The sequence below is a fragment of the Spirochaetota bacterium genome, from assembly GCA_004297825.1.
In the GTDB taxonomy this organism is placed as follows: domain Bacteria; phylum Spirochaetota; class UBA4802; order UBA4802; family UBA5368; genus FW300-bin19.
On the sequence record SCSX01000019.1, the window covers coordinates 11,564 to 36,322 of the forward strand.

Here is a 24,759-nt window from a genome sequence, read left to right on the forward strand (position 1 = left end):
ATGAAAATGATCACCCTGAATGATGTGAAGGCCGCCCTCCGGCGCGCCGTCGATACGGCGGGCGAGCGGAAGAACCAGTGGCTCGTCAACATCGTAATTATAGTACTCGTCAATCTCGCGGGGGCGGTGCTCTATTTCCGCCTCGACCTCACCGCGAACCGCGCCTACTCGCTCTCGAAGATAAGCAAACAGGCGGTCGCCACGCTCGAGGAGCCGCTCACGGTCAAGGTCTTCTTCTCGAAGGACCTGCCCGCGCCCGTGAACACGGTGAACCGCTACGTCGCGGACCTGCTTGAGGAATACAAGCAGTCCGGAAGCGGCAAGTTCCGCTACGAGTTCGTGGACGTGGACAAGCACAAGGAGGCCGCATCGGAATTCGGCATCCAGCCCATTTCCCTGCAGGAGCTCAAGAGCGACCGCGTATCGGCGCGCAGCGCCTTCATGGGCATCGCGCTCGTGCACGGTGACCTGGTCGAAACCGTGAATCCCGTCATCGATCCCGAGGAGCTCAAGCGCCGCGCGACCACCTTCCAGGGGATCGAGTACAAGATCACCACGCTCATGCAGAAGATGACCGGCAAGGTGGACGCACTCCTGCGCCTTGACGACAAAAAGATCGACGTGACCCTCTTCGCGAGCTCGGACCTCCAGATCGAGGGCATGGCCGATATCGACAAGAAGGTCGCGGAGAAGGTCCGCAAGTGCAATCACCGCAACTACGACAAGCTCCGGTTCTCGTACGTGGACCCGGGAAAGGACAAAAAGGCGCTCGAGCTCGCGGAGGTCTACGGCTTCCCGAAGCTCCAGTGGCCCACCTACACCACGCGGACCGGCAAGTACGTCGAGGCGGGTGAGGGGGCCCTGGGCATTCTCGTGAAGATGGGCGACCGGTTCGAGACCGTGCCCATCCTGGGGCGCTCCATGTTCGGGGACTTCACGGTCGCGGGCATGGACAACCTCGAGGAATCCATCAATACCGCCGTGGGCAATCTCGTGGGCATCAATCCCAAGGTGGGCTATATCACCGGCCACGGCGAGCGCGACCTCTCCAACCCGCGCGAGGGCGGAGCCGCGAGCTTCCGCGAGCTCATCGACGACATGTACGAGTTCAAGGTCATCGACCTCACGGAGGACGAGATCCCCGGCGACATTCAGACGATCGTCATCAACGGGCCGCGCGGCGAGTTCGCGGACTGGGAGCTTTACAGGATCGACCAGTTCCTTATGCAGGGGAAATCGGCGCTCGTGTTCCTCGATTCCTTCAACGAGATCCAGCCCGACGGCCAGCAGAACATGTTCATGCGCGAGCCGGCCGTGCTCCCGGTCAACACCGGGATCGAGAAGCTCATCGCGCATTTCGGCGTCACGGTGAACAGGGACATCGTCCTGGACCGCAACTGCTACCGGCAGGTGCAGCGCGGGATGGGCGGCATGGCCGAGCAGTACGTCTATTTCCTCCCGCTCATCGACGAATCGGGCCTCAGCCGCGACAACACGATCACGCGCCATCTCAAGAAGATCGCCTTCTTCAAGTCGTCCTCGCTGGGGCTCGCGGAGGCCTCGAAGGGCGGCGAGACGCGCATTCCCCTGGTGAGCTCGTCAGACGACAGCTGGCTCATGTCGGGCCGCGTGAATTTCAACGCGTGGCAGATGGCGCCCCCCAAGGCGGCCGAGATGTCCCGCTACACCCTCGCCGCGCTCACGAGCGGTGAGTTCTCCAGCTATTTCGCGAACAGGCCGGTCCCAGAGAAGAAGGAAAAAGACAAGGACAAGAACAAGGGCAAGGCCGGGGAGCCCGATAAGCGAAGAGAAGGCGGGGAGAGGTCCCCTGTCGCGTCGGCGCAGCCTTTGAAAAAGGCGGTGAAGCCGGTGAAGATCATCGTCGCCGGGACATCGGAAATCAGCTCGCCCATGTTCGTGGACAAGGAGGGGCGCTCGCCCAACTCCGTGCTCCTGCATAACATGGTGGACTACCTGAACGGCAACTACGACGTGCCGGAGATGCGCAGCAAGGGCCTGGAGATGAATCCCATAAAGGAAACCGGGGACAACACCAAGCTCACGCTCAAGATATTCAACATCGCGGGACTCCCGCTCCTGGTGATGCTTACGGGGCTCGTCATCTGGAAGCGCAGGGGCGCGCGTAGGCAGCGTATTATTGCGGTCTTCGCGAAGACGGAGGCGCACGATGAAAAATAAGAAGCTCTACATAAGCCTCGGGATTATCCTCATCTGCGCGCTCGTGCTTGCGGTAAACAGCTTCCGTTCTCCCAGCGTGCCTTCGCTCAAGGCGTGGAAAGACGCCGCGGATGAAATCGTCATCACGCGCGACGGGAAGGATACGGGCATCGCCCTCAAAGAAGGGAAGTGGCAGATAGGCGAGAAGGCCTTCCCCGCGGACCCGGAGACGATGACGCAGATCGAGAACAAGCTCAAGAACCTGAAGCTTGCCGAGCTTATCACCGACAAGCCGCCCTACGAGCGCTACGAGCTCGAGGGCGAGCGTGCGGTGCGGGTGCGCGTGAAGGCCGGCGGCGCGCTTTTACGGGATGTCACGCTGGGCAAGAAGAGCAGCACGATGCGCCACACCTACGTGCGCCTGGGCGAGGCGCCCGAGGTGTACCTTGCCACCGGCGGCTTTGACGAAATCACGAAGCCCGTCGAGGAGCTGCGCGACAAGACCGTCATGAAGGTCTCGAAGGGCGCGATCGAATCGGTCGAGATCGTGAACAAGGGAATACGGACCAGGCTCGTCAAGCAGATCGAGGAAAAGAAGGAAGAAAGCCCTGAAAAGGACGAAGCCGTTCCTGAAGGTCCCGTCCGCGAGAAGACGAAGAAGGTCGAGAAGTGGACGCTCGACGGCAACCCCGCGGCGCGCGTGGACGAGGGAAAGCTCGGCCAGGCGCTCGCATCGTTCGATCCCCTCAAGGCCATGTCCTATTCCGATCAGGAGGTGAAGGGGCTCGCCCCGCTCTGCACGGTGACCATACGGGCCTTCGACAAGAACATGCGCCTCGACATCTTCAAGAAGCTCGACGAGAGCAAATACCTCTGCTCCTCCTCCGAGTCGCCCTATCCGTTCACCATGGACAGCTGGAAGGTGGAGAACACCATCATCAAGGTCGCGGACGAAATCGTGAAGAAGTAGGAGGCAGCGTGAGCGCGCACGTCACCGAGATACTCGCCACCATCGGGCCCGCGTCGCTGGAGATCATGCCCGCGCTCTATGCCGCGGGCATGTCCGGCGTGCGCATCAACAGCTCGCACGGCGATCCCGCGACGCACGCGCGCGTCATCGCCGCCTCGCGCGCCGCGAATCCCGAAGGCTACGTCGTCTACGACATCAAGGGACCCAAGATGCGCCTGGGCGATTTCCCCGCGCCCATTCCCGTGCGCGCGGGCCAGGTGCTCGTGCTGCGCACCGATATTCCCAAGCCGCAGGGAAGCGACTACCCCGCGGTGGAAGACTCCGCCGGGGGGATACCGGTAAGCTACGAAACACTCGACCGGTGCGTGAAGCCCGGTCACCGGCTTTTCGTGGACGACGGGTACGCGGGCCTCAAGGTGACCGGGGTATCCCCGGGAAGGATCGAGTGCGTCGTGCTCTACGGCGACACGCTCCGTCCCCGCAAGGGGCTCAACCATCCCGACACGATAATCGATTACCCGTACACGATGCCCGCGGACTATCCCAACCTGGACTTCGCCGCGCGCAACGGCGTAAACTTCATCGCCGATTCCTTCACCCGCAGCGCCGCCGACGTGCGCGAGCTCCGCGGGCGTCTGGCGGGCACGCGCATCAAGATCATCTCGAAGATCGAGAATCCCGAGGGCGTCGCAAACTTCGACGAAATCCTCGCCGAAACGGACGCCGTCATGATCGCCCGCGGCGACCTGGGCGTGGAGATGGACCCGTGCGAGCTCCCGGAGCTCCAGAAGGTGATGATCGCGAAGTGCAACCGCGCGGGGAAGCCCGTGATCACCGCGACCCAGATGCTCGAATCCATGATCGACAACCCGCATCCCAGCCGCGCGGACGTGAGCGATATCGCGAACGCCCTCTACGACGGCTCCGATATCATCATGCTCTCGGGGGAAACCTCGGTGGGCAAATACCCGGTGGAATGCGTGCGCATCATGCGGCATGTCGCGGAGTTGACCGGGAAAACGGCGCGCTACCGCGAACGCAAGGCGGGGATCAACGGACTAGCCGTGCTGGCGCGGGCTTAAGGCTATCAGCGCCAGCCCCGCGCATGCCGTCCACGCGCCCGCCCAGACCTGGGAAAGGGGAACCGGAAGAAGCACGATCGAGACCAGGAAGAACGCCGCGGCCGAGAGCGCGAAAAGCCGCGCGAGGACCGCGCTCTTCGAAAGCAGCACGTAGAGCGCAACGGCGCCCACGGCGAACACGCTCAGGGACGCAATCACCGGAATGGGCTCCGCCCCGCTGAAAATATTCAACGCGATCTCACCGCCGGAAACGTAGCGGCGCGCCATGTGGTTCTCGCTGTAAAACCAGGGCGCGATCACGGACAGGAGGACGAGCACCGCCCCGGCGACCGCGGGAAGATTGCCCCGGGACCACGGCGCGCGCTCGTACAAAGATTTCATTTTCCCGAATTCCATTTGAGGTTGACTCGCCGGCAAGCCTAGCGGGGCGCGCGGGGCGTGTCCATAAGAAATTTCATTTTTCTGGTTGACAGCATATGCTGGTCGTATATCAAGTTCGCGTGCGGGGTCAACAGGACCGCCGCATTTGTTTTTAACATGCCCGCCCAGGTGGTGGAATTGGTAGACACGCATGTTTGAGGGGCATGTGGGAGAATATCCTGTAAGGGTTCAAATCCCTTCCTGGGCACACATAAAAAGAAGGCGCGGACAACCAGTCCGCGCCTTCTTTTTTTATTTTCCCCGGCTGGTTCATACACACGTCGGATTAAACTTCTCCCGCGCATGCTGAAAACGGGGTCGAAAGGGGCGAAGCCCTTGACGGAAACTCATCTGGACCCGTGCGTAACCTGAATAGACTGGAAGCACGGCCCACGCCGAAAATAGTTACTTCGTAAATACTCAAATCGTAAGGGACGAAGCCCCTGACAGAAACTCCAGAGGGTCCCGCGCGTAACCTGATTAGGTTGGACCCACGGCCCACGCCTAAAATAGTTATTTCTTTACTACATGCTGAAAATGGGGTCGTAAGGGGCGGAGCCCCTTACAGGAGCCCCCGCAGGGCTCCCTGCATAACTGGGAAGGGCCGGCCAAGGCCGGCATTTGAAATATTTACATCTTTTTAATAAATCGATAACGTTATATTGTTGACATTGAGTTTTATTTGCTATATTGATGTGACAATTTGTTTACTATTTTTTTATTGACAAATTATGGGACATAAATAATATGAGTGAGTGCTTGCTCACTATAATGCCAAAGTATTAATAGTTATCGCCGGGAGAAGGAATCGCCGCGGCAGTTATTGAGCGGGGGATGCCGTCCCGGAAAAGTTGGAAATTTAGATTTTCCTCATGCCCTGGAGCGAAACGCTCGATAAGGGAGATGAGGGAAGTATTTTCGCCCAAGGAGGAATCGATGATCAATTACAATATGCAGAGCGATTACGAGATCATCGCGAAACACTGCCCGCGCTGCGAAGCGCTCGTGATGGCCGCGGTGGTACGCACCGTGCAGGGGGAATTCTACAAGTACAGGGACCTCAAGTGTTCGCGGTGCGACTGGAACAGCGCCGTAACCGCGATAAAAAATTCTTGATAAATTCCGCGCGTTCAGCATCCTGACACCGTCCTTAACGACTGCCGGTTGATCTCTTCGCCGGCGTTTTCATTTTAAGAACACGCAAAATATCCGTCGGCACTGGACCCGCTTCCCCGAATACGCAAGGATCACGGCAGGGGGGCTGGCGCCGATAGGTCAATCCCGGGGTACCACACATGGCAATGGAGCAGACGCTCATCATCATCAAGCCCGACGGACTCGTGAAGTCCCTCACGGGCAACATCCTCTCGAGGCTCGCCGAGGCGAAGCTCATTATCGTGGGCGCGAAGGCGGTCCACGTGAGCAGGGACCTCGCGGTGACGCATTACGAGCATTTAAAAGACAAACCCTTCTTCGAAGAGCTCATCGACTACATCATGGGCAAGCTCCACGGATCCAACCGGGTCGTCGCCTTCGTCTACCAGGGTGAGAACGCGATCCAGCGCATACGCGATATCGTGGGCCACACCGATCCCGAGAAGGCCAACCCCGTGAGCATCCGCGGCGCCTACGGGCGCATCACCACCTCGGGCGTGTTCGAGAACGTCGTGCACGCATCCTCAAGCCCCGAGGACGCCGAGAAGGAAATCAAGCTCTGGTTTCAGCCCTACGAGCTGGTCGAGGATATCTACCCGGTCAAAGAGACCGTGCTCAAGGAAGTCAAAACAACCGTGTGGGCCTGAGCGCACGGGAACGCGGGGTAACGCCATGAGAGTTATACTGCTCGGAGCGCCGGGCGCGGGGAAGGGGACCATCTCCTCGCTCCTGGTCGGGAAATACGGCATCGTCCAGGTATCCACCGGCGACATCCTCCGCAACGAGGTGAAAAAGGCCTCGGCGGTGGGGAAGCAGGCGGCCGAATACATGAATGCCGGCGCGCTCGTTCCGGACGAAGTCATTATGGATTGCATCCGGGAGCGCTTGAAAGAGCCCGATTGCGCGAAGGGCTTCATCCTGGACGGGTTTCCGCGCACGCGCGCACAGGCCGATGCGCTCAAGGCGCTGCTTGCCGGGATGGGCCTGAAGCTGGACGCTGTGGTGAACCTCGAGGCGCCCGAGGACGTGCTCCTGAAAAGGCTCACGAGCAGGCGCACCTGCTCGAACACCAACTGCCAGGCGATATTCAATATCTATACGAAGCCCCCCCGGGTGGAGGGGAAATGTGACGTGTGCGGCAGCCCCGTCATTCAGCGCGACGACGAGACCGAGCCCGTCATACAGGCGCGCCTGGCGACGTACCGCGAAAAGACGGCGCCGCTCATCGAGTATTACGCGAAGGACCCGGAATTCTTCTCCGTGCCCTGCCTCGACGCGAAGGAATGCTTTTCGGCGATCGACGCGCGTTTGAAGAAATAGCCTTGACTCATACGTGCATGTGGTTCACAAATGCACGAAATGATAGTCGTCCGGAGAGGTGCCAGAGTGGCCGAACGGGGCGGTCTCGAAAACCGTTGAGGGCTTTGCCCTCCGAGGGTTCGAATCCCTCCCTCTCCGCAGAATCAAATCCCCGCCGCTTAAAGACGTGTAAGAATAGGAGATGTGGGGATAGAAGAGATTCTATCCTCGGACTTTATCTCTTCCATCGCCTTTAACCATCTCCTTATCTCCAATTCTTACACACCTTGCTTGTTCCGGCACGCAGCTTAAAATTTACTATTGACAAACATGCACCCCTGAATTACGAAGTCAGGGTGCCGCGGCACAGGACTTGAAAAAACCCGGAGAAGTGTCTGAGTGGCCGAAGGAGCACGGTTGGAAACCGTGTGTAGCGCAAGCTACCGAGGGTTCGAATCCCTCCTTCTCCGCATCCTACAAAAAAACGAAACACGATGTCATATCAGGTAATAGCCCGGAAATGGCGCCCCCAGGAGTTTGACGGCGTCATCTTCCAGGATCATGTTTCCCGCACAATAAAAAACGGCATAAAGAAGGGGCGCATCTCGCACGCATTCCTGTTTTCGGGACCGCGCGGGGTGGGGAAGACCACCATGGCCCGCATCCTCGCGCGCGCGCTCAATTGCGTGAACGGTCCCACCGAGAGCCCCTGCGGCGTCTGCGAGCACTGCACCGAGATTCGCGCGGGGAATTCGTTCGACGTCATCGAGATCGACGGGGCGTCCAACAGCGGGGTCGATCATATCCGCGAGCTGCGTGAGAACGTCAATTTCGCGCCCGCGAAGTGCCGCTACAAGGTCTACATCATCGACGAGGTGCACATGCTTTCGCGGGAGGCCTTTAACGCCCTCCTGAAAACGCTCGAGGAGCCGCCCGCGCATATCGTCTTCGTCTTTGCCACTACCGAGTTCCACCGCATCCCCGAGACCATACTCTCGCGCTGCCAGAAATTCTTTTTCAAGAAGATATCGATCGACGCCATCGTCGCCCATCTCGCCTCCATCGTGAAGGCCGAGGGCTTCTCGATCGACCCGAAAGCCCTTTATCCCGTGGCCCGCGCCGCCGACGGCTCCATGCGCGACGCGCAGTCGCTCCTGGACCAGATGCTCTCCTTCGCCGAGGGCGAGGTCGGGGAGGAGGACGCCCTCGCGATCCTGGGGGTGGTGCCGCTGGGAAGCTACCTGCTCCTCCTGGAAACCATGTCCGCGGGCGGCCGCCGGGAGGCGGTCATGGAGGTGGACCGCGTGATCGAGCTGGGCGTGGACATCGCGCGCTACGCCGCCGGGCTCGTGGACGCGATACGCGCGCTCCGGCTCGTGAAGAACGGCATTGCGGTGCAGGAGCTTTTAGGCTATTCGGCCGAGGAGACGGCGGCGATAACGGCGCTTGCCGGGCGCTTCGTCGACGAGGAGCTCTCGGGAATTTTCAGGATCGGGAGCGATCTCCTGGCCGACCTGCGCACCTCCGCGAACGAAAGGATAAACCTTGAAATGGCGCTGCTGGACATGATCGCCCTCAAGAACGCCCCCTCCATCGCCGCGCTTCTTAAAATGCTCGACGAGGGGGGTCCGATACGGCCATCGGCCGGGGACGCGAAATCCGCCCCGGCGAACCCGGCGGCGGAAAAGTCCGCCCCTGCGAAGCCCGCGCGCCCGGCGGAGGCCAGGGCCCCCAGGACCGATGAAAAGCTTCTCCCTAAAAAACAGTCCAATGCGAAGGCGGCACCCCAGGGCGTTCCCTCGGACGCGCAGATGCGCGCGGCATGGCGCGATCTCATCAAGGAGATCGAGACCACGCGCTCCTTCCTCCATTTCAATCTCAAGGAGGCCCGCGTCGAGCTTCGCGACAGGACGCTCGCGATAATATTCCCCGAGGGCGGTGGTCACGAATACAACAGCAGGGTGCTCGACAGGGCCGCGCAGGATTTCATTAAGGAAGAATTGTTAAAGCGCACCGGCTTCGAAGCGGGCCTGTTCGTAACCTCGGGGCCGCGTGTGCGCGAGGAAGAGCCCGCAATCGAGGAGGCCCCGCCTCCGCCGGAGGCGGAGATGATCATGAACCCCGAGACGGATGAGATCAAGATGACGAATCCCGTCGTGGAAAAAGTCAGGGACGCGTTCAGCGGCAAGATACTGGAAAAAGGAGACGAATGATGGGACTTGGCGATATCGGACAGATAATGAAATTGCAGAAGGAATTCAAGAACATCCAGAAAAAACTCCAGAAGACCGAATGCGAGGGCGCAAGCGCCGACGGGTCGGTCAAGGCGAGGGTGAACGGGGAATACAGGGTCACCGACATTCAGGTCGCCGATGCGCTGTTAAAGGCGGGCGACGCGAAGAAGCTCGAAAAGATGGTGATACAGGCGGTGAACGCCGCCGTCGACAGGACCAAGGAAGTCGCCGCCCAGGAGATGCAGAAACTCACCGGGGGGTTGAATATCCCCGGGCTTGGAAATTTCTTGAAGTAGGTGTGTATCCGTGAGTATGCCCGCAAGCCTTGAAGCGCTCATCCGCGAGCTTTCCCGCCTGCCGGGGGTAGGGCCTAAAAGCGCCTCCAGGCTCGCGTTCCATATCCTGAAGGCCGGCCGGGAGGACGTGGAGAGGCTCTCACGGGCGCTCGTCACCGTGAAATCAAGCATCACCCGCTGCGCCCGCTGCGGCGGGATAGCCGAGGCCGAGTATTGCGCGATCTGCACGGATCCCGCGCGGGACCATGCGATTATCTGCGTGGTGGAAGAAGCCAATGACGTGCTCACGGTGGAAAAGACCGGGGAATTCAAGGGGACCTACCACGTGCTGGGAGGGGTGATCGCGCCGCTGGACGGGATCGGTCCGGACGACCTTAACATAACGAGCCTGCTGGAGCGCGTCCCCCGGGAAGGGGTGCGCGAGATTATCGTCGCCACGAACCCCACGGTCGAGGGGGACGCGACAAGCCTCTACCTGGCGGGGCTCATCAAGCCCCTGAGCGTGCGGGTCATGCGGATCGCGCACGGTCTTCCCGCCGGCGCCGACCTGGAATTCGCCGACAGCGTCACCATCGCGCGTTCGATAGCGGGAAGGGTGGACCTTTAGGAAACCTGCTGTATCAGCGCCCCCGGCGCGCGTTGTCCCTCTTCTTTCCCTCGATGATGAGCACCATGGGAATCCCCGTCGCCCCCAGCTGATTCTGAAGCTCCTTTTCGAGAAACCGCACGACGTCCTTTCTGAAAAGCTCCGGCCGGTTCACGAACAGCTTGAACTTCGGGGGCCTGCTTTCGGTCTGGGTGATATAGTATATCTTCAGCGTGTCGCCAAGCAGGGGGAGCCGCCGCGAGCGCTGTATCCCCTCCATGATCTTGTTGAGCCGGGGGGTGTCGATGCGCGTGTTCGCGCGATCGTTGAGATCCATGGCCAGCTCGAGCAGCTTGTGGATGCGCTGCTTCTCCTTCGCGGAGATGGAAATGATGGGAAAGTCGCCCGCCCGGTAGAACTGAAATACGAGCTTTTCCTTGAATGCCTGGAAGGTCTTCGTATCTTTCTCTATCGCGTCCCACTTGTTTATCGCGATGATCAGGGGCTTGTGCGCCGTAAGAATCTCGTCCGAGATCTTCTTGTCCGTTTCGGTGAGGCCCGCCTGGGCGTCGATAAGATGGACGACCACGTCGGCGCGCCTGATCGAATCCCTGGTGCGCGTCACCGAATAGAAATCCACGTTTTCGGTGATCTTGCTTTTTCTCCGGATTCCCGCGGTGTCGATGACCGTGAGCCGTCTTCCCTGGAACGTGAGCTCCTCGTCCACCGAATCGCGCGTCGTTCCGGGCACGTCCGACACCACGGAACGGGTGAAGCCGGTGAGGGAATTCAGCAGCGTCGACTTCCCGCAATTGGGCCTTCCCACGATCGCGATCCTCATGTCGCTCTCGGCCGCCGCCTGCCGGCGGACGGGGAGCTCGCGCACGATCGCGTCGAGCAGGAGGCCCATGTTCGTCCGCGATTGCGCCGCCAGCGGAAGGACCTCCGAGAATCCCATCTCGTAAAAATTTGAGAGGTTTTCATATTCCTCGGCGCTGTCCATCTTGTTTACCGCCACGATCGTGGGGAGCGAGAGCTTCCGCACTATGTCCGAAAGCTCGTAATCGAACGAGCTGGGCGCGGGATTCTCGAACAGAAGGATGATCACGCTCGAAGTGCCAAGAAAGGCCTTCGTGTTTTCAAGTATGGTCTGCGAAAGCTGCGAGGGATCGCGGATATCGAGGCCGGGCGTATCGCAGAGCATGAAGGCCGCCTCGTCATGCGTGACCGCGCACGAAAGAATGTCGCGCGTGAGCCCCGGCATGGGATCGACGATCGCCTTTTTCTGCTGGATGAGCGCGTTGAAAAGCGTGGATTTCCCCACGTTTTGCCTGCCCACTATCGTTACCACGGGTAAATTTTTTGCCATGAGGCCTCCATTGTTGCGCACTGAACGCACCATCGGGCATCGCGCCGTCAATATCAAGCATAATTGAGGAATAGCGCCCGGGCGAGCGGCGCGGCTGATTTTATCTTGGAAATTTATTTCTAGGGGCGCGCCGCGAGACAAAAACCACCTTTTTCCGGTTCCGTGAGCCAAGAATATTTTTAATTTTTTTTTGTCAAAAGATATTTTTTTCTTGCAAAAAAAATATTATGTCACATAGTATCGCTCGATGCGGTTCATGGTATCGGGATTCAGTTCATAAATTGACAAAGCGGACGGATCGCGTCGGGCCTCCGGGAGGGGCCGAAAAATTAAACAAGGGTGGTGTACTCGATGAAAGGGAAATCCGTTAAATCGCTTCAGGCCGACTTAAAGAGAAAGGACGCCAAGGTGAAGAAGCTCGCCGGCGATCTCAAGAAGGAAAAGGCCGGCGCTCCGGCGCTGAAGAAAGCGCTTGCCGACGCGAAGAAAGCCGAAGCCGCCGCAAAAAAGGCGAAGAAGCCCGCGAAAAAGGCCGCCAAGAAAGCCTAGCTCCAGTTTACGGTCAAGGACGCAAAAAGAGGGGGGATAAAAAACCTCCTCTTTTTTATTAATTTCCCGGAAGCCGCTCATGCCGCGGGGTAGGATGCCTTGGAAGGGGTAACCGAGTTTCAAGCCATTCAAGGTCACGATTAATGAGCATTGGGTATAAAATCCGTCCATATCGAGCGCGGGGGGCTCACTTTAGCGTAAAAACCCCCTTGAGGTTAAAATTCTACAGGAACAGGGCGAATATTTCGATAATTATAAGGAAAAACTGCCGTTATATGTCTTGTAGTTATATTAATTTTCATTTATTTAGATCAGATAAAGTCCATTTCGGCGCTGTCAGGGGACGATAGTGAATACCTACAAACAGAGAAAACAGCGAACCTTTGAGGAAATTAAAACCCGCCAGGATGTGCTCGAATTCCTGAAAAACCAGTATGACAGGAAGCTGCTCATCAAGTACTCGTTCGAAAAGCGTGAGGCGAAGATAAACGAGTACCTTGAAGACGGCACGATACTCGTCGTTACCGACCCGGATTTCGAGGGGGAGGATACTATCGTCCTCTACGGGCTCATGGACAAGTATTTCGAGATAGACCTCAAGGTCGAGGAAAAGCGGGGACCGGGCTATTACCTGTGCGCCGTTACCGGGATGAAAAAGGCCATGGTGGGCAGGCGCGACCTGCGCTTCAAGATGTCCGCCGAAAAGGTGGTGGCGACCAATTTCAAGATATCAAAACACACAATCGAGATTTCGGACTTCAAGATTCCAACCACTATCAAGGTCGTGATAGACCAGTTCCAGAACCAGAACGCGAAGCTCTCCGACATCGTGCGTATCGATGTTTTCCAGGCGGGGGATCCGATTTACGACAGCATCAAGAAGACCGGCAGGACCCTGTTCGTCGAGGATGTGGGGAACAGGGAGTCGTATAACCCGGCGAACGAAGATTTTCTCGACAGCGCCGGGCTGCTCGGGGACGGTTTTGCGCAGTACATGAAGAAAAACATCGAAAAAGGATACAAATCAATCATCATCTCCCCCATATTCTACATAACGGAATCGGGGTCTTCGCTCCCCTTCGCCTATTTCGAGGTCGTTTCAAAGAAGGAGAGCATGGGTATGGACCAGGTGCTCCTCGTGAAGGATCTCTCATTCAAGCTGGTAGAGCGGATCCGGGACGCCAATACCCTGTTCATACCCCAGCACCAGCAGGTCGTTGATATGAGCCTTGGGGGAGCGAAGCTCATGTTCACGGACGAAAACCTGAAGCGCTATGTCCCGCGCGCCAAGGGCTTCATCTTCGATATCGTTTTCAAGCTCCAGGCCCCCATAACCATCTACGGGGAGATTCGCCACATGTTCACCGATGAAAGCTCAAACCTGTTCGTGGGTGTCGACTTCGCGGGAAACTCGTCCCGCAAGGACGAAATGAAGAGGTTCTATTCCGTGATCAAGCCCATGGAGCTTGAATACAAGAACCGGCTGCTCAAGGAGATGAAGCAGCGCTCCAAGTAGCATCCGGTCACGCCCCCCCGCTTTTTTTCTTTTCGAGAATAATTTCCGCGTCCGATCTGCGCGCATACAGGGGAAGTACGTGTTCGTAGCCGCGGTACTCGTCCGGACGCGCGCGGTAGAGGGCCTCCACGAGATCGAGCGCGTCCGCACCCGAGGGACGCGATGATTCGATCATGACATGCGCCGGAAGCGCGTGTGTAAGATGTTCGCGATAGCGCAGGGCCCCATCCCCAAGGCACAGAGCGTCAGGGCGGGCGCCGGAAGCGAGGTGTCCAATTTCGTAATCTCCCGGTTCCATGAGGGTACGCGGGATACCGCCCGGACCGGCGGCTTCGTAGAGCGCCCCGAAAACACGGTCCTTCTTCGCGTCAAAGGCGACCAGCACGTGCCGCCCTTCCTGCGCGCCGCAGGAGACCGCGTACAGGAGCGCTGAGGGAACCCCCACCAGGGGGACGCCGAGCACCTGGGCGAGCGTGCGCGCGGCGCTCACCGAGATGCGGATTCCCGTGAACGAGCCGGGGCCGATTCCCACGCCGATCAGCTCGATTTCGCGCACATCCAGACCGACGGCCTCCAATGCCCTGCGCACGAGGTCGAACAGCGTCGCCGAGTGGGACCGTTCCGCGGGCGTGGTCATGTCGGAGACTCGCTCCCCCTTGCGCGCGGCTATGAGCTCCATTGAGGTCGAGGTATCAATCACCAGGGTGTTCAATTGTAATTCTCCTCGCATGGGGCCCCGCGTATTCGCTCAGGACACGTACTGCGCTATTTGGAAGGAGGCCCGCCGCATTATCGGCCCACTCGATTATCGAAACCCCGTCACCGTACCAGTATTCCTCGAAGCCGAGCTCGTCGAATTCGTCCGCGCGCGCGATCCGGTAGAGGTCGAAGTGGTAAAGGGGAAGCCTGCCGCGGTAGATTTCCAGAAGCGTGAAGGTGGGGCTCGTGATCTCGTCCGGTATCATGAGCCCACGGGCGATGCCCTTGGCGATAACGGTTTTTCCCGCCCCGAGCTCGCCCGTGAGCGCGTACACCGCGCCGGGGAGCGCCTCGCGGCCGAGCTCCTCGCCCAGCCTCATGGTCTCCTCTTCCGAATGTGTCACCACGGTTTTCCGCACCGCGCCGGCATCCCCCTGTCAGTTGTTCCTTTCGAGCTTTCGAATAAATTCAGTTATGTGCACGGGGGGTTCAATCTGGAATTTCATGCGGCCGCCCTTGACGGGATGGGTGAATTCCAGGAACACGGAGGCGAGCAGCAGGAATGGTACGCGGTACCGGTCCCATTTTTTCGAATAGATGGGATCCCCCACGATGGGAAGCCCCCGGGAAGACAGGTGCACGCGAATCTGGTGCGTGCGTCCCGTGTGCAGCCGCACGTCGAAGAGGGAAAACACCCCCTGCTCCGCGTGCCATATCTTCGTGCAGAAAAGCTCGGTCACGGCCTCTCGTCCGTCCTCCCGTACGGTCATCTTGTGACGGTATACCGGGTGCCGGGCGATCGGCTCCTCGATGAGCTCGTGCGCGATTTTAGGCTTGCCGACGACCACCGCGATATACCGTTTGTCGACGCCGCGCGCGGCGAATTCGGCAGTGAGCGCCTGGTGGGCCGCGTCGTTTTTCGCGACGACCATGATGCCCGCGGTGTCCTTGTCCAGGCGGTGCACGATTCCCGGTCTCAGGGTACCCCCGATTGAAGAGAGGTCTTTAAGGTGGAACAGGAGCGCGTTCACGAGCGTATGGTTCCAGTTTCCGGGGGAAGGGTGCACTACCATGCCCGCGGCTTTATTGATGACGGCGATAGACTCGTCCTGGTACAGGATATCAAGCGGCAGGTTTTCCGGGACCACGTCGAGCGTTTCCGGTTCGGGTATGGCGATATGAAGTATGTCGCCGGTTTTGATCTTGTAGTTCGCCTTGAACGGGGCGCCGTTCGCGAGGATGTGACCGCCCTTGATAAGCTTCTGTACGTAGCTCCGCGAGAGGTCAATCTCCAGCGCGCTCGCCAGGAAGACATCGGCGCGCTCGAGGTGATACTCCTCGGGGACGGTTATTTCGTAGTGTTCGATAGCCATGGAATATTATTAAATCGTGCTTTACTCGCGGGGGACGGCCCCTGTAACATCGTCATGATCCGATATACCCATGGTTATGTCAACGAAACAGGAAATTTTTTTACGGCTGGACCGGGTGATCCCGTATTTCACCGTGCTCTATTTTGCCGAGATCATGTACCTCATGGTCGCATTCGCGTTTATGTTCGGGAAGGTCCTTGCCGTTCCCATCGCAGGGGCGCTCTCCGTCCTGCTCGCCGTGCACGTGTTCATGCTCTACTTAAAGAAGCCCTTGCACAGGGTGGTGCAGCTCGCGCTCATGGATATGCACTGCGCCTACTCGATCCCCTTCGCGTACAGCCTGGTCTTCCACGGGAGCGAGTTTACCGGGATGGACACCGTCTTCATGACGCTACGCCTCTCTATGGCCGCGGCCGAGCTCGCATTCATCTTCGCCCTCACCGACGACAACGTGAAACGATCATACGCCTGAACGCGCGTACCCATTCCGAGCGGAATTCAAAGGCGTGTAAGAAGGAGGTGGGGATGGAAGTACGAATGCGCGGATTCGAATCCGCGCATTCGCGAACGGGAATGCCGTTCCGTGCCAACGGGGTGCGCCGTCAAATATTCTCCGCAACCGCCTTCCCGAATTCCGAGCACTTGAGCAGCGTCGCACCCTCCATGAGGCGCTCGAGGTCGTAGGTGACGCGCTTCTGCGCGATGGTGCGCTCGATGCCGCGCACGAGCCCGTCGGCGGCCTGGGTCCATCCCATGAAGCGCAGCATGAGCTCTCCGGAAAGCATGAGGCTCCCGGGATTGACCTTGTCCTGGTTCGCGTACTTGGGCGCGGTGCCGTGGGTCGCCTCGAAGACCGCCTCGTTGTCGCCGATATTCGCGCCCGGCGCCATGCCCAGCCCCCCGACCTGCGCCGCGAGTGCGTCGGAGATAAAGTCGCCGTTCAGGTTGGGCGTCGCGATGACGTCGTACTCCTCCGGGCGGAGCAGCACCTGCTGGAACATGGAATCGGCGATGCGGTCCTTGATGACGATCTTCCCCGCGGGGACCTTGCCGTCGTATTTTTCCCAGAGCTCGTCCTCGGTTATCGTCTGGCCGGAAAATTCCTCGCGCGCGAGCTCGTAGCCCCAGTCCTTGAAGGAGCCCTCGGTGAATTTCATGATGTTGCCCTTGTGCATGAGGGTCACGCTCGACCGGCCGTTCCGTAATGCGTAATTGACGGCAGCGCGCATGAGCTTCTTCGTGTTCGTGATGCTGATCGGCTTGATGCCGATGCCGGAGTCTATCGGCACCTGCTGTCCCAGCTCATTGTTGAGGAAGTCGATCACCTTTCGCGCCGATTCGCTCCCCTCTTTCCATTCGATGCCCGCGTAGAGATCCTCCATATTTTCGCGGTAGATGATCATATCGACCCTCTCGGGCCTTTTAACCGGGCTGGGCACGCCCGCGAAGTAGCGCACGGGGCGCACGCACGCGTACAGTTTAAGGATCTGCCGGAGTGCGACGTTTATGGAGCGGATGCCGCCTCCCACGGGCGTCGTAAGGGGGCCCTTGATCGCGACCTTGTATTCCCTGATCTTCGCGACGGTATCATCGGGGAGCCACTGGCCGGTTTCGTTGAACGCCTTCTCTCCCGCGAGCACCTCCATCCATTCGATCTTTTTCGTCCCGCCATATGCCTTTTCTACCGCGGCGTCCAGCGCGATCCTCGTGGCGCGCCAGATGTCGGGGCCGGTGCCGTCACCCTCGATGAAGAGCACGTAAGGATTGTCGGGGACCGATATTTTTCCGTCCTCGTAACGTATCTTTTCGGGTTTCATGTTCGCGGTTTCCTGTTGTGAATTTATTCGTGAATGCATGGAGGGTGATGTGCCGGAATAATGCAAACATTTTTTGCCGTGAAGGTGATCCCCCGGGCTCCATGCGCGTCCCCGTGAATAGTATACGGAAATTTCGGGCGCCGATACACCCTGCGCGGCGGGCAGCGCGCTTTTTTCTTGCGGTACGCGGGCGTCGCTGGTAGAAGGATATCCTCCGCCGGAAAGCGAATCGGCGGAAAGCCAGGAGGCGCCCGGTGAAGCTCGACAGGCTCTTCGCCATAGTGATGCTCATCGTCAACCGGAAGCGCGTGAGCGCCGAGGAGCTTGCGCGCTATTTCGAGGTATCGGTGCGCACCATATACCGCGATATCGACGCCATAAACCTTGCCGGCATTCCCATAGTCGCCTATCCCGGGAAGAACGGCGGGTTCGGGATCATGGAATCCTTCAAGTTCGACCGCCACGTGCTCACCCCCGACGAGATATTTTCGATCGTCACCGCGCTCAAGGGCGTGGGCGCGAGCGTCGCGGGGAAGCGCGCGCGCGACACCGCCGAAAAGCTCACGACGCTCCTGCCCCCGGACGAGCGCACGCGTCTTAAAAAGCGGGAAGAAACCATTATCATCGACAGCTCCCCCTGGATGTACCCCGCTCATTTGAAAAAGCGCGCGGACGAGATACTGCGCGCGATCGAGGAATGCCGGGTGGTCGGCATGAGCTATGTGGACGGCCGCGGGACGACGGCGAAGCGCGCGGTGGAGCCCATGACGCTGGTGCTGAAGGGCACCGTGTGGTACTTTTTTGGCTATTGCCGGCTGCGAGGCGATTTCAGGGTGTTTCGCATCTCCCGCATCAAATCGCTCAGGGTCACCGGGGAACGGTTCGCCCGGCGCCCCATGGAATACTCGCCGGAGCAATGGACCGACAACTGGACCTCGAAACCGCCGCTCGACTTGGTGCTCCGCTTCAAGCCCCGCGCCCGCGTGAGGGTGGAGGACTATTTCCTGCCCGCCCAGGTGCGCAGGCGGAAAGACGGGGGCTTTGACGTGCGCACGCGTTACCCCGAGGACGAGTGGGTGTACGGGTTCCTCCTTTCGTTCGGCGAGGACGTCGAGGTGCTCGAACCGCGCAGGATCCGCGACCTCGTTCGCGCGCGGGCGGAAAAGATACACGCCATCTATGAAAAGGACGTCGATTGATTTCCCCGCGAACGGTGCGCGATTTTTTGAGATATTTTTCATCCCCCGGCAAACCCTGACATACGGCTGTCAGGGTTTGTGTGATAGGGTTTCAGCATAAACCTTAAAGGAGGAATCATATGGATGCAATCATCAGCTACTGCGGCCTCGTGTGCACGGAATGCCCCGCCTTCGTCGCCACCCGGAACGACGATGACGCCCTGCGCGCGCGCACGGCGGCGGAGTGGTCGAAGCAGTTTAACGTCGAAATTAAAAAGGAAGACATCTACTGCAAGGGATGTCTCAACGAGGAGGGCAGGATATTCGGCCATTGCAGCGTGTGCGGCATCCGCGCGTGTGGGAGGGAGAGGAAGGTTGGCAACTGCGCGGGCTGCGGCGAATATTCATGCACGAAGCTGGACGAGTTTCTCGCCATGGTGCCCGCGGCCAGGGACAAACTGGAATCGATCCGCGCGGCGGGGGGTGCGCGATGAACAGGGTGAAAACGATCGCGGTTTACGGCTTTATAAGTTGGCTGATTCCCTTCGCGCTCAGCATTCCCCTCTATCCGCCCCTGCACGAGACGATGATGCCGCTCTTCAAGAACATCATGCTCGTCACCGGCATGCTCACGGGGGTGACGCTGCTTGTCCGCTATTTCCGCGGCGTGAACGCGGACCACGTGCGCGAGGGGCTCGTCGTGGGCCTCGCGTGGCTGGCAGTGAATATCGTCCTTGACCTGGCGACGCTGGTCGCCGCGTTCAAGATGCCCGTCGCCGAGTATTTCCTGTATACCGGGATCGTGTACCTTTCGATTCCCATAATCAGCACCGGGATGGGCTTTCTCCTCGCGGGGCGGCAGGGGGTCCGATAAACGTACGTGCCTTCGATGCGCTCATGAAGGAAGCGCGCGGATAGCCGGGCGGCGGGAATGAAAAGGCCCGCATCGCTCTCCGTGATGCGGGCCCCGTAGTACCGGGAGATGCCGCGTCTATTTCTCTTGCTCGAGCACCAGGCCCTTGACCTTGTCCAGGTCGGCCGGGTAGCTGCGCGAGCCCAGCCACTCGATGAACGCGGCGACGAAGCCCGAGAGCGCGATAATGATGAGCGCGTATTTAAGTCCGTCGGCGCCGCCGCCCAGGGCGTCCGATATCACACCGGTCACTATCGGCCCCCAGCCGCCCCCGAAGAGGTACATGCAGAACACCGCCATCCCGTAGGAGAGGCCCTTCACGGCCGGCTCGACCACGTCCTGAGTCACGGCCGTGAGCGGGGGTACGCCCACCATGACCATGGCGCCCCACAGGCACAGGATGATGAAACCCGCGCCCCTCGCCTCGAGGTAGAGTGCGATGATGAGGATGATCGCGGCCAGGATATCCCCTATTACCGGAAGGAGCATGCGCGCCCGCCGGTTCTTCTTCTGCCAGGTGTCGGAAAGCACGCCGCCCAGCACGCTTCCCAGGATAGCCATGATGAATATCACGCCGCCCAGCATCCCGGCCTTGTCCTCGGGAATATTCTGCGAGCGCATGAAGTAGGCCGATATCCAGGTGAGGACCGAGAAGTTCATGATGTTGCGTATCCCGTAGCCCAGGTACAGCCACTTGAGCGTGGGAATCCTGAAGAGCGAAAGCGCCGACTTCAGGAAGCCCGCCTTCTTGCCGGCCGCATCCACATGGACCACGGTCTTGTAGTCGCGCATGAAGAAGGCCAGTATACCCAGGATAACGCCCGGTATCGCGAAGACCAGGAAGGGCGTGCGCCAGCCCCCGAAGTTCTTGGAAAGGTAACCGCCCAGTACGAGCCCAAGCGCCGCCCCGATGGGAATGACGAGGTTGAATATCCCCATCAACTTGCCGCGCGACTCGGGCGGGTATACCGCGGTGAGCATCGCGGTGCCGCCGGCGGAAAAGCCCGATTCGCCCACCCCCACCATCATGCGGGGAAGCAGTACGCCCAGGAAGTTCCTGCCAAGACCGGTAAGATACGTAAAGCCGCTCCATATCACCGCCATGATCGCGATCGCCTTGCGCCTGCTCCAGCGGTCGACCATATAGGCGACCGGAAGCGAGAACAGCGCGATGCTGAGAAGAAATACCGTTTGCAGCATACCGGCCTGGGTGTCCGACAACCCCAGGTCGACCTTCATGGGCTGCAGGACCGCCGAAAGGACCTGCCTGTCCATGTAATTCACCATGTATAAAAGGGAACAGATAATGAGAACATACCGCGCGCTCCATCCGCCCGTTTTAAGCTCCTTCTTTCCGGGTGCATCGCTCATCGGGAACCTCCAGGTTTTATTTTTGTGGATCTGATAATGACCGATTTTCGGAAACTACTCAGCTAGTATGAAATCATAACCAAAAGTAATTAAAAGTATTGAATACTCCCCCGCCGCAGGGGCGGCGGGGGAGTATTCCGCGCACTTATTATTTATGTGCATATATTTAACAGACAGCTGAGTAGTTACGATCTTCGACCAATGAGTTATCTGGCAACACGAATCGAAAAATGTCAAATATGTTTCAATGCGTATATGCAAAATGCAGTGCCCATCTTTGAATTGCTGATACACGATAAGTGGCGTACCACTGCTTTTATGACTAATACGCGGCCGCCGGTTTCTCCCGGGGCCGGCCTCTTTTTCCAATACGGGAAATCGCGAAATTTTGACGGGATTGTTGATTTACCTTGACGGTTATTCCCGCTGTGGTATATTTAGTTTATATTAACTAACTAATTGTACATAACTATGTCGCTAACCCTGGTAGAACTTATCGATGTCCTGACGCGCTTTATCGGCGACCAGGAACTGCATCTCCTGAAAGAGCTTGAGGCGAGCGGTCTCACGGCACGCCAGCTGTATTATCTGGAGACCATCCGTGAGATGAAGAATCCCACGTACGGCGAGCTTGCCCGGAGGCTGGCACTATCGAAACCGTCGGTGACGGCGGCGGTCGAAAAGCTTGCAGGCCTGGGCTACGTGCAGCGCATCCAGTCCGACGAGGACAGGAGGTCGTTCCACCTGCATGTTACGGACAAGGCCGAGACGCTCTCGGGCCTTCACCGCGAGGGACACGAGAGGATCGCACATCTTCTCTCGAAAAACCTGGACGCGAAGGACCTTGCGCAGATGGTGCGAATTCTCAACAAGGTGATACAAGGGACGTGAATTTTTTTTGTGAAATTAGTTAGTTCGATTAAACTAATTAGAGAGGGTTATCAACATGGATTTCTTCGACCTGTTTCAAATTTTGTCGCTCGTCGCATTCTATGCAGTATTCGTCGGCCGCACCCTCATGCTCATGTCGCGCGGCGTGAAGGTCTTTATGCTCGGTGTGGGAAAGAAAGGTCCCCGTGCATGGCTCGAGCGCGTCTTCATGGCGGCACTTTTATTATGGTCGGCGCAGATCGTGGTCCAGGCGCTGCACCTGCCGCGCATCCTGCCGGGATGGCTGCATGAGCCTCTCTTCGTATGGATACCCGCACAGGCGGCGGGCGCGGTGATGATATCGGGGGGCCTGGCGCTGTTTGTCGCGGCGCTCGTTTCGTTCGGCCGCTCCTGGCGGGTGGGGATCGATATCGGGAGCCCGGGCGCCCTGGTGACCGGTGGCGCGTTTTCCCTTTCGCGCAACCCGATTTTTCTCTTCATGGATGCCATGTTTATCAGCACCTTTCTCATCAATGGATCGCCCTTCTTTCTTGCTGCCGCGGCGATAACGGTGACGGGCGTGCACTGGCAGATTCTCCAGGAGGAGCGCTTTTTACAGGGATATTACGGCAAGGCGTATGCGGATTACCGCGCCGCGGTTCGGCGGTATATCTGACGTGCTCGCAAGTGAGCAAACGCCCCCCATATCCCCCCCGGCGGGGGGCAACGGCATCTTTGTCAATGGCAGAGAATGCACACTCTTCAATTGCTGAAGTTTCCCTCCGGGGGATTTAGGGGGCCTCCTGAGGCAGGTTTTGTGTTATGGGTAATGATCGGGACGGAGGAACGGGGCGGCCGGCATTCGGGTATGGATGGCAATTAAAGGCATATAGGGCTTTTTTACGGAGGTTCGGGCGCCGATACTATCTATGGCGTGTCAGTCCGCGGGAAGGAGGGGGCGTGCCGGGCGGCCCGGTACCGACGAGGGGTGAGGGTCGAATCGGCCCCCCGGATTTTCCGCGGCACGCGTGTCCCCGGAAAGAATGCTGAACGATCCGGGGCATGCGCGGCGACCCATCAGGCGTATCGAGCGTGCGTGATGAACAGTAAGACGAAAATACTCATTGTTGAGGACGAGGCCATATCGGCCATGTTCCTGGAAATGGAGTTCAGGAACCGGGGATTCACCGTGTGCGAGCCGGTCGCGACCGTGGAGGGAGCGCTCCAGGCCGCACGGACCGAACAGCCCGACGTCGTGATCATGGATGTGAGCCTCCCGGGGGGCGCGGACGGCATAGAGGGCGCCCGCCGGATACTCGAGCTCTTACCGGTCCACGTGATCATCATTACCGGTTACGAGGACGAAGCCCTCCGCAAGCGCGCCGAGCTGATCAACCCGGCGGGGTTCTTCGTCAAGCCCCTTTCCGTCCCCCAGGTGAGCCAGATCGCCCGTGTCATCGAATCGCTGCGGGAGCCGGGCGGGAATTGATTCCCGCGGCCCGCGTCAGCCGCGGGCCTGGGCCTGCATCTGCGCGGCGCGCTCTCCCAGGAGTTTGCGCAGCGATTCGCGGTCGGCGGTGATGTAGCGCGCCACCGCAAGCAGCAGCAGCCCGCAGGGCACCCACCAGAGAATCGCGAAATTCATCATGAAAATCTGTCCCAGGGGAATCAGGAGGCCGCCGATCGCGGGCCCCAGGCCCTGTCCCAGGTTGTTGGTTATGTTGAACACCGCGAACACCGAGCCGCGGTGCTCCGGCCGGTTCACGTTCATGAGGATCGCGTTTACATTGGCAGAGGCGACCGAGACAAGAAAGCCCGTAAAAAACCCAAGGGCAAGGTAGAGGGTCATATTTTCCAGCGACATGTTGATGAGCAGGAATGACGGTATGATCCCCAGGAGCACCCCGGCCCCGCACATGAGGGGCATGTAGCGGGGCTGTTTCTTGTAGAGCCATTCCCCGACGTAGGCGAAGCCCAGCCCTCCCAGGAGCGATCCGATCCCCAGCACCAGGAATATGAGACTCGCCATCTCCTTCGATACGCCCCGGTGTGTTTCAAAAAAGTTGATGAGCCAGTAGGTGAGGATTCCCCACGGGACCGTTCCGGGCAGGCCCTGCAGGAAGGTGTAGATATTGGTCTTGTTGGTGAATATAAGCCCGAAATCGCTCAGCTTTATCTTCTGCTTGTAGACCAGGCCCTTCTGGATCAGGGCTTCCAGCGCCTCCTCGGTACGGCCGCGTTCGGGCTCCCGCGCGTAGAGGGCGAAGATGATCGCCAGCGGGATGTTGGGCACGCCTATGAGAATGAACGGCAGCCTCCACCCGAAATCGTTGGTGAGGAATCCGGCAACCTCCACCCCCAGAACCGAGCCCACCGACCATGCCGTGATCATCCATGCGGAGGCCGAGGCCCTGTTTTCCTCCCTGAAGAAGTCGGCGAGGACCGAAAGGGTGATGGGCATGATGCCGCCAAGCCCGATTCCCGAAAGAATGCGCAGTATCGTGAAAGACTCGATGCTCGACGTGAAATACGGGACGCCGGTCAGGATGCAGGGGATCTCGCCCACCATGATCACGAGCACCATGAGCGCCTTGCGCGGGGCCCTGTCGGAAAAGAAGCCGAACACGATGCTGATTAATGCCCCCACCAGGGTGAAGCCCGAGCCGATAAGGCCAAGGGTGGTCTCGCTTACGGCGTACTCCTTCGAGAGCTCGGGGAGGATGGCCGACATGATCAACTGGTCGGCGTACAGCAGGGTGGTCATAACGAACAACAGACCGAGCGTAATCTTTTCGCGCAGGCTCATTCCGGTTGGTGCCATGAAGGATCTCCTTGCAGGATTTGGGTGTATCGGAACAGTCGGCGGTGAGCATACGCTCAGTCG

General features: G+C 59.1%; 26 protein-coding genes and 3 tRNA genes. 21 read left to right on the top strand and 8 right to left on the bottom strand.

Going from position 1 to position 24,759, the window contains the following annotated elements; all coding sequences use genetic code 11:
• The 3 genes from EPN93_03995 to pyk are packed head-to-tail and all read left to right on the top strand — an operon-like array spanning position 1 to position 4,230.
• A complete protein-coding gene (locus tag EPN93_03995; GenBank protein TAL38646.1) occupies positions 1 to 2,199 on the top strand; it encodes a hypothetical protein in 2,199 nt (732 codons plus the stop codon).
• Positions 2,189 to 3,148, top strand: a complete 960-nt coding sequence (locus tag EPN93_04000) for a DUF4340 domain-containing protein (protein TAL38647.1) — start codon at positions 2,189 to 2,191, stop codon at positions 3,146 to 3,148. The genes EPN93_03995 and EPN93_04000 overlap by 11 nt, the downstream gene beginning before the upstream one ends.
• Before the next feature lie 8 nt (positions 3,149 to 3,156).
• A complete protein-coding gene (gene pyk, locus EPN93_04005) occupies positions 3,157 to 4,230 on the top strand; it encodes a pyruvate kinase (protein TAL38648.1) in 1,074 nt (357 codons plus the stop codon).
• Here pyk and EPN93_04010 read toward each other — a convergent pair.
• Positions 4,207 to 4,611, bottom strand: coding sequence for a hypothetical protein (locus EPN93_04010; GenBank protein TAL38649.1), 405 nt, complete (start codon positions 4,609 to 4,611; stop codon positions 4,207 to 4,209). The two genes, pyk and EPN93_04010, sit on opposite strands and share 24 nt — an antisense overlap.
• A 162-nt stretch (positions 4,612 to 4,773) precedes the next feature.
• Between EPN93_04010 and EPN93_04015 the strand changes: the two genes are divergently transcribed.
• The 9 genes from EPN93_04015 to recR all read left to right on the top strand — a co-directional run bounded on the left by EPN93_04015 (position 4,774) and on the right by recR (position 10,241).
• Positions 4,774 to 4,858, top strand: a tRNA-Leu gene (locus EPN93_04015).
• A gap of 728 nt (positions 4,859 to 5,586) precedes the next feature.
• Positions 5,587 to 5,766 (top strand): hypothetical protein, encoded by a 180-nt coding sequence (locus tag EPN93_04020; protein ID TAL38650.1) that lies wholly within the window; start codon positions 5,587 to 5,589, stop codon positions 5,764 to 5,766.
• Between the two features lie 185 nt (positions 5,767 to 5,951).
• Positions 5,952 to 6,452, top strand: a complete 501-nt coding sequence (locus EPN93_04025; GenBank protein TAL38744.1) for a nucleoside-diphosphate kinase — start codon at positions 5,952 to 5,954, stop codon at positions 6,450 to 6,452.
• A 25-nt stretch (positions 6,453 to 6,477) separates the two neighbouring features.
• Positions 6,478 to 7,125: an adenylate kinase gene (locus EPN93_04030; GenBank protein ID TAL38651.1), complete on the top strand. Its 648-nt coding sequence runs from the start codon at positions 6,478 to 6,480 to the stop codon at positions 7,123 to 7,125.
• 52 nt (positions 7,126 to 7,177) lie between these two features.
• Positions 7,178 to 7,263 (top strand) — tRNA-Ser (locus EPN93_04035).
• Positions 7,264 to 7,489: 226 nt separating this feature from the next.
• Positions 7,490 to 7,574, top strand: a tRNA-Ser gene (locus tag EPN93_04040).
• 24 nt (positions 7,575 to 7,598) lie between these two features.
• Positions 7,599 to 9,317 (top strand): DNA polymerase III subunit gamma/tau, encoded by a 1,719-nt coding sequence (dnaX, locus tag EPN93_04045; protein TAL38652.1) that lies wholly within the window; start codon positions 7,599 to 7,601, stop codon positions 9,315 to 9,317.
• Positions 9,314 to 9,634, top strand: a complete 321-nt coding sequence (locus EPN93_04050) for a YbaB/EbfC family nucleoid-associated protein (protein TAL38653.1) — start codon at positions 9,314 to 9,316, stop codon at positions 9,632 to 9,634. Before dnaX ends, EPN93_04050 begins: the two co-directional genes overlap by 4 nt.
• Positions 9,635 to 9,650: 16 nt before the next feature.
• Entirely contained in the window at positions 9,651 to 10,241 is a 591-nt protein-coding gene (recR, locus tag EPN93_04055) for a recombination protein RecR (GenBank protein TAL38745.1), read from the top strand.
• A 13-nt stretch (positions 10,242 to 10,254) separates the two neighbouring features.
• Here the strand turns inward: recR and EPN93_04060 are convergent, their stop codons facing one another.
• The gene (locus EPN93_04060; protein TAL38654.1) at positions 10,255 to 11,622 is read right to left on the bottom strand and encodes a ribosome biogenesis GTPase Der; all 1,368 of its coding nucleotides are present in this window, start codon (positions 11,620 to 11,622) and stop codon (positions 10,255 to 10,257) included.
• A gap of 318 nt (positions 11,623 to 11,940) precedes the next feature.
• On the opposite strand from EPN93_04060, the gene EPN93_04065 reads away from it, so the two are divergent.
• Positions 11,941 to 12,138 (top strand): hypothetical protein, encoded by a 198-nt coding sequence (locus tag EPN93_04065; protein ID TAL38655.1) that lies wholly within the window; start codon positions 11,941 to 11,943, stop codon positions 12,136 to 12,138.
• 346 nt (positions 12,139 to 12,484) lie between these two features.
• The gene (locus EPN93_04070) at positions 12,485 to 13,654 is read left to right on the top strand and encodes a DUF1577 domain-containing protein (protein ID TAL38656.1); all 1,170 of its coding nucleotides are present in this window, start codon (positions 12,485 to 12,487) and stop codon (positions 13,652 to 13,654) included.
• Positions 13,655 to 13,661: 7 nt separating this feature from the next.
• Here the strand turns inward: EPN93_04070 and tsaB are convergent, their stop codons facing one another.
• Genes tsaB through EPN93_04085 form a run of 3 tightly spaced genes read right to left on the bottom strand, consistent with a single transcriptional unit; the run spans position 13,662 to position 15,726 of the window.
• Positions 13,662 to 14,384 carry a tRNA (adenosine(37)-N6)-threonylcarbamoyltransferase complex dimerization subunit type 1 TsaB gene (gene tsaB / locus EPN93_04075; protein TAL38657.1) on the bottom strand — a complete coding sequence of 241 codons (723 nt, stop codon included), beginning with the start codon at positions 14,382 to 14,384 and terminating at the stop codon, positions 13,662 to 13,664.
• A complete protein-coding gene (tsaE, locus tag EPN93_04080) occupies positions 14,347 to 14,733 on the bottom strand; it encodes a tRNA (adenosine(37)-N6)-threonylcarbamoyltransferase complex ATPase subunit type 1 TsaE (GenBank protein TAL38746.1) in 387 nt (128 codons plus the stop codon). Before tsaE ends, tsaB begins: the two co-directional genes overlap by 38 nt.
• Before the next feature lie 57 nt (positions 14,734 to 14,790).
• Positions 14,791 to 15,726: an RluA family pseudouridine synthase gene (locus tag EPN93_04085; protein TAL38658.1), complete on the bottom strand. Its 936-nt coding sequence runs from the start codon at positions 15,724 to 15,726 to the stop codon at positions 14,791 to 14,793.
• Positions 15,727 to 15,802: 76 nt separating this feature from the next.
• Here EPN93_04085 and EPN93_04090 point away from each other — a divergent pair, with 76 nt between their 5' ends.
• Positions 15,803 to 16,198: a hypothetical protein gene (locus EPN93_04090; protein ID TAL38659.1), complete on the top strand. Its 396-nt coding sequence runs from the start codon at positions 15,803 to 15,805 to the stop codon at positions 16,196 to 16,198.
• Positions 16,199 to 16,328: 130 nt separating this feature from the next.
• Here the strand turns inward: EPN93_04090 and icd are convergent, their stop codons facing one another.
• Positions 16,329 to 17,543 (bottom strand): isocitrate dehydrogenase (NADP(+)), encoded by a 1,215-nt coding sequence (icd, locus tag EPN93_04095; GenBank protein ID TAL38660.1) that lies wholly within the window; start codon positions 17,541 to 17,543, stop codon positions 16,329 to 16,331.
• 254 nt (positions 17,544 to 17,797) lie between these two features.
• Here icd and EPN93_04100 point away from each other — a divergent pair, with 254 nt between their 5' ends.
• The 3 genes from EPN93_04100 to EPN93_04110 all read left to right on the top strand — a co-directional run bounded on the left by EPN93_04100 (position 17,798) and on the right by EPN93_04110 (position 19,595).
• A complete protein-coding gene (locus tag EPN93_04100) occupies positions 17,798 to 18,742 on the top strand; it encodes a YafY family transcriptional regulator (GenBank protein ID TAL38661.1) in 945 nt (314 codons plus the stop codon).
• A gap of 119 nt (positions 18,743 to 18,861) precedes the next feature.
• Positions 18,862 to 19,215 (top strand): DUF3795 domain-containing protein, encoded by a 354-nt coding sequence (locus tag EPN93_04105; GenBank protein ID TAL38662.1) that lies wholly within the window; start codon positions 18,862 to 18,864, stop codon positions 19,213 to 19,215.
• Complete coding sequence (locus EPN93_04110; protein TAL38663.1) at positions 19,212 to 19,595, top strand: hypothetical protein; 384 nt, start codon at positions 19,212 to 19,214, stop codon at positions 19,593 to 19,595. Before EPN93_04105 ends, EPN93_04110 begins: the two co-directional genes overlap by 4 nt.
• Before the next feature lie 117 nt (positions 19,596 to 19,712).
• On the opposite strand, the gene EPN93_04115 is transcribed toward EPN93_04110, so the two are convergent.
• The gene (locus EPN93_04115) at positions 19,713 to 21,005 is read right to left on the bottom strand and encodes an MFS transporter (protein TAL38664.1); all 1,293 of its coding nucleotides are present in this window, start codon (positions 21,003 to 21,005) and stop codon (positions 19,713 to 19,715) included.
• A 471-nt stretch (positions 21,006 to 21,476) separates the two neighbouring features.
• Here EPN93_04115 and EPN93_04120 point away from each other — a divergent pair, with 471 nt between their 5' ends.
• The 3 genes from EPN93_04120 (at position 21,477) to EPN93_04130 (ending at position 23,364) form a co-directional block, all read left to right on the top strand.
• A complete protein-coding gene (locus EPN93_04120; protein TAL38665.1) occupies positions 21,477 to 21,896 on the top strand; it encodes a MarR family transcriptional regulator in 420 nt (139 codons plus the stop codon).
• Positions 21,897 to 21,951: 55 nt separating this feature from the next.
• Positions 21,952 to 22,551, top strand: coding sequence for an isoprenylcysteine carboxylmethyltransferase family protein (locus EPN93_04125; protein TAL38666.1), 600 nt, complete (start codon positions 21,952 to 21,954; stop codon positions 22,549 to 22,551).
• 423 nt (positions 22,552 to 22,974) lie between these two features.
• Entirely contained in the window at positions 22,975 to 23,364 is a 390-nt protein-coding gene (locus EPN93_04130; GenBank protein TAL38667.1) for a response regulator, read from the top strand.
• A gap of 15 nt (positions 23,365 to 23,379) precedes the next feature.
• On the opposite strand, the gene EPN93_04135 is transcribed toward EPN93_04130, so the two are convergent.
• A complete protein-coding gene (locus EPN93_04135; GenBank protein TAL38668.1) occupies positions 23,380 to 24,696 on the bottom strand; it encodes an MFS transporter in 1,317 nt (438 codons plus the stop codon).
• Positions 24,697 to 24,759 lie beyond the last annotated feature (63 nt).

Bases quoted from the DNA above. Each gene is read 5' to 3' on its own strand.
- EPN93_04060 (TAL38654.1), bottom strand. From the start codon at position 11,622: ATGGTGCGTTCAGTGCGCAACAATGGAGGCCTCATGGCAAAAAATTTA.
- EPN93_04030 (TAL38651.1), top strand. From the start codon at position 6,478: ATGAGAGTTATACTGCTCGGAGCGCCGGGCGCGGGGAAGGGGACCATC.
- EPN93_04090 (TAL38659.1), top strand. From the start codon at position 15,803: ATGTCAACGAAACAGGAAATTTTTTTACGGCTGGACCGGGTGATCCCG.
- EPN93_04010 (TAL38649.1), bottom strand. From the start codon at position 4,611: ATGAAATCTTTGTACGAGCGCGCGCCGTGGTCCCGGGGCAATCTTCCC.
- EPN93_03995 (TAL38646.1), top strand. From the start codon at position 1: ATGAAAATGATCACCCTGAATGATGTGAAGGCCGCCCTCCGGCGCGCC.
- tsaE (TAL38746.1), bottom strand. From the start codon at position 14,733: ATGAGGCTGGGCGAGGAGCTCGGCCGCGAGGCGCTCCCCGGCGCGGTG.
- EPN93_04000 (TAL38647.1), top strand. From the start codon at position 2,189: ATGAAAAATAAGAAGCTCTACATAAGCCTCGGGATTATCCTCATCTGC.
- EPN93_04065 (TAL38655.1), top strand. From the start codon at position 11,941: ATGAAAGGGAAATCCGTTAAATCGCTTCAGGCCGACTTAAAGAGAAAG.
- EPN93_04120 (TAL38665.1), top strand. From the start codon at position 21,477: ATGTCGCTAACCCTGGTAGAACTTATCGATGTCCTGACGCGCTTTATC.
- EPN93_04135 (TAL38668.1), bottom strand. From the start codon at position 24,696: ATGGCACCAACCGGAATGAGCCTGCGCGAAAAGATTACGCTCGGTCTG.
- EPN93_04025 (TAL38744.1), top strand. From the start codon at position 5,952: ATGGAGCAGACGCTCATCATCATCAAGCCCGACGGACTCGTGAAGTCC.
- recR (TAL38745.1), top strand. From the start codon at position 9,651: ATGCCCGCAAGCCTTGAAGCGCTCATCCGCGAGCTTTCCCGCCTGCCG.
- EPN93_04125 (TAL38666.1), top strand. From the start codon at position 21,952: ATGGATTTCTTCGACCTGTTTCAAATTTTGTCGCTCGTCGCATTCTAT.
- EPN93_04020 (TAL38650.1), top strand. From the start codon at position 5,587: ATGATCAATTACAATATGCAGAGCGATTACGAGATCATCGCGAAACAC.
- icd (TAL38660.1), bottom strand. From the start codon at position 17,543: ATGAAACCCGAAAAGATACGTTACGAGGACGGAAAAATATCGGTCCCC.
- tsaB (TAL38657.1), bottom strand. From the start codon at position 14,384: ATGCGAGGAGAATTACAATTGAACACCCTGGTGATTGATACCTCGACC.
- EPN93_04115 (TAL38664.1), bottom strand. From the start codon at position 21,005: ATGAGCGATGCACCCGGAAAGAAGGAGCTTAAAACGGGCGGATGGAGC.
- EPN93_04130 (TAL38667.1), top strand. From the start codon at position 22,975: ATGAACAGTAAGACGAAAATACTCATTGTTGAGGACGAGGCCATATCG.
- dnaX (TAL38652.1), top strand. From the start codon at position 7,599: ATGTCATATCAGGTAATAGCCCGGAAATGGCGCCCCCAGGAGTTTGAC.
- EPN93_04085 (TAL38658.1), bottom strand. From the start codon at position 15,726: ATGGCTATCGAACACTACGAAATAACCGTCCCCGAGGAGTATCACCTC.
- EPN93_04050 (TAL38653.1), top strand. From the start codon at position 9,314: ATGATGGGACTTGGCGATATCGGACAGATAATGAAATTGCAGAAGGAA.
- EPN93_04110 (TAL38663.1), top strand. From the start codon at position 19,212: ATGAACAGGGTGAAAACGATCGCGGTTTACGGCTTTATAAGTTGGCTG.
- EPN93_04105 (TAL38662.1), top strand. From the start codon at position 18,862: ATGGATGCAATCATCAGCTACTGCGGCCTCGTGTGCACGGAATGCCCC.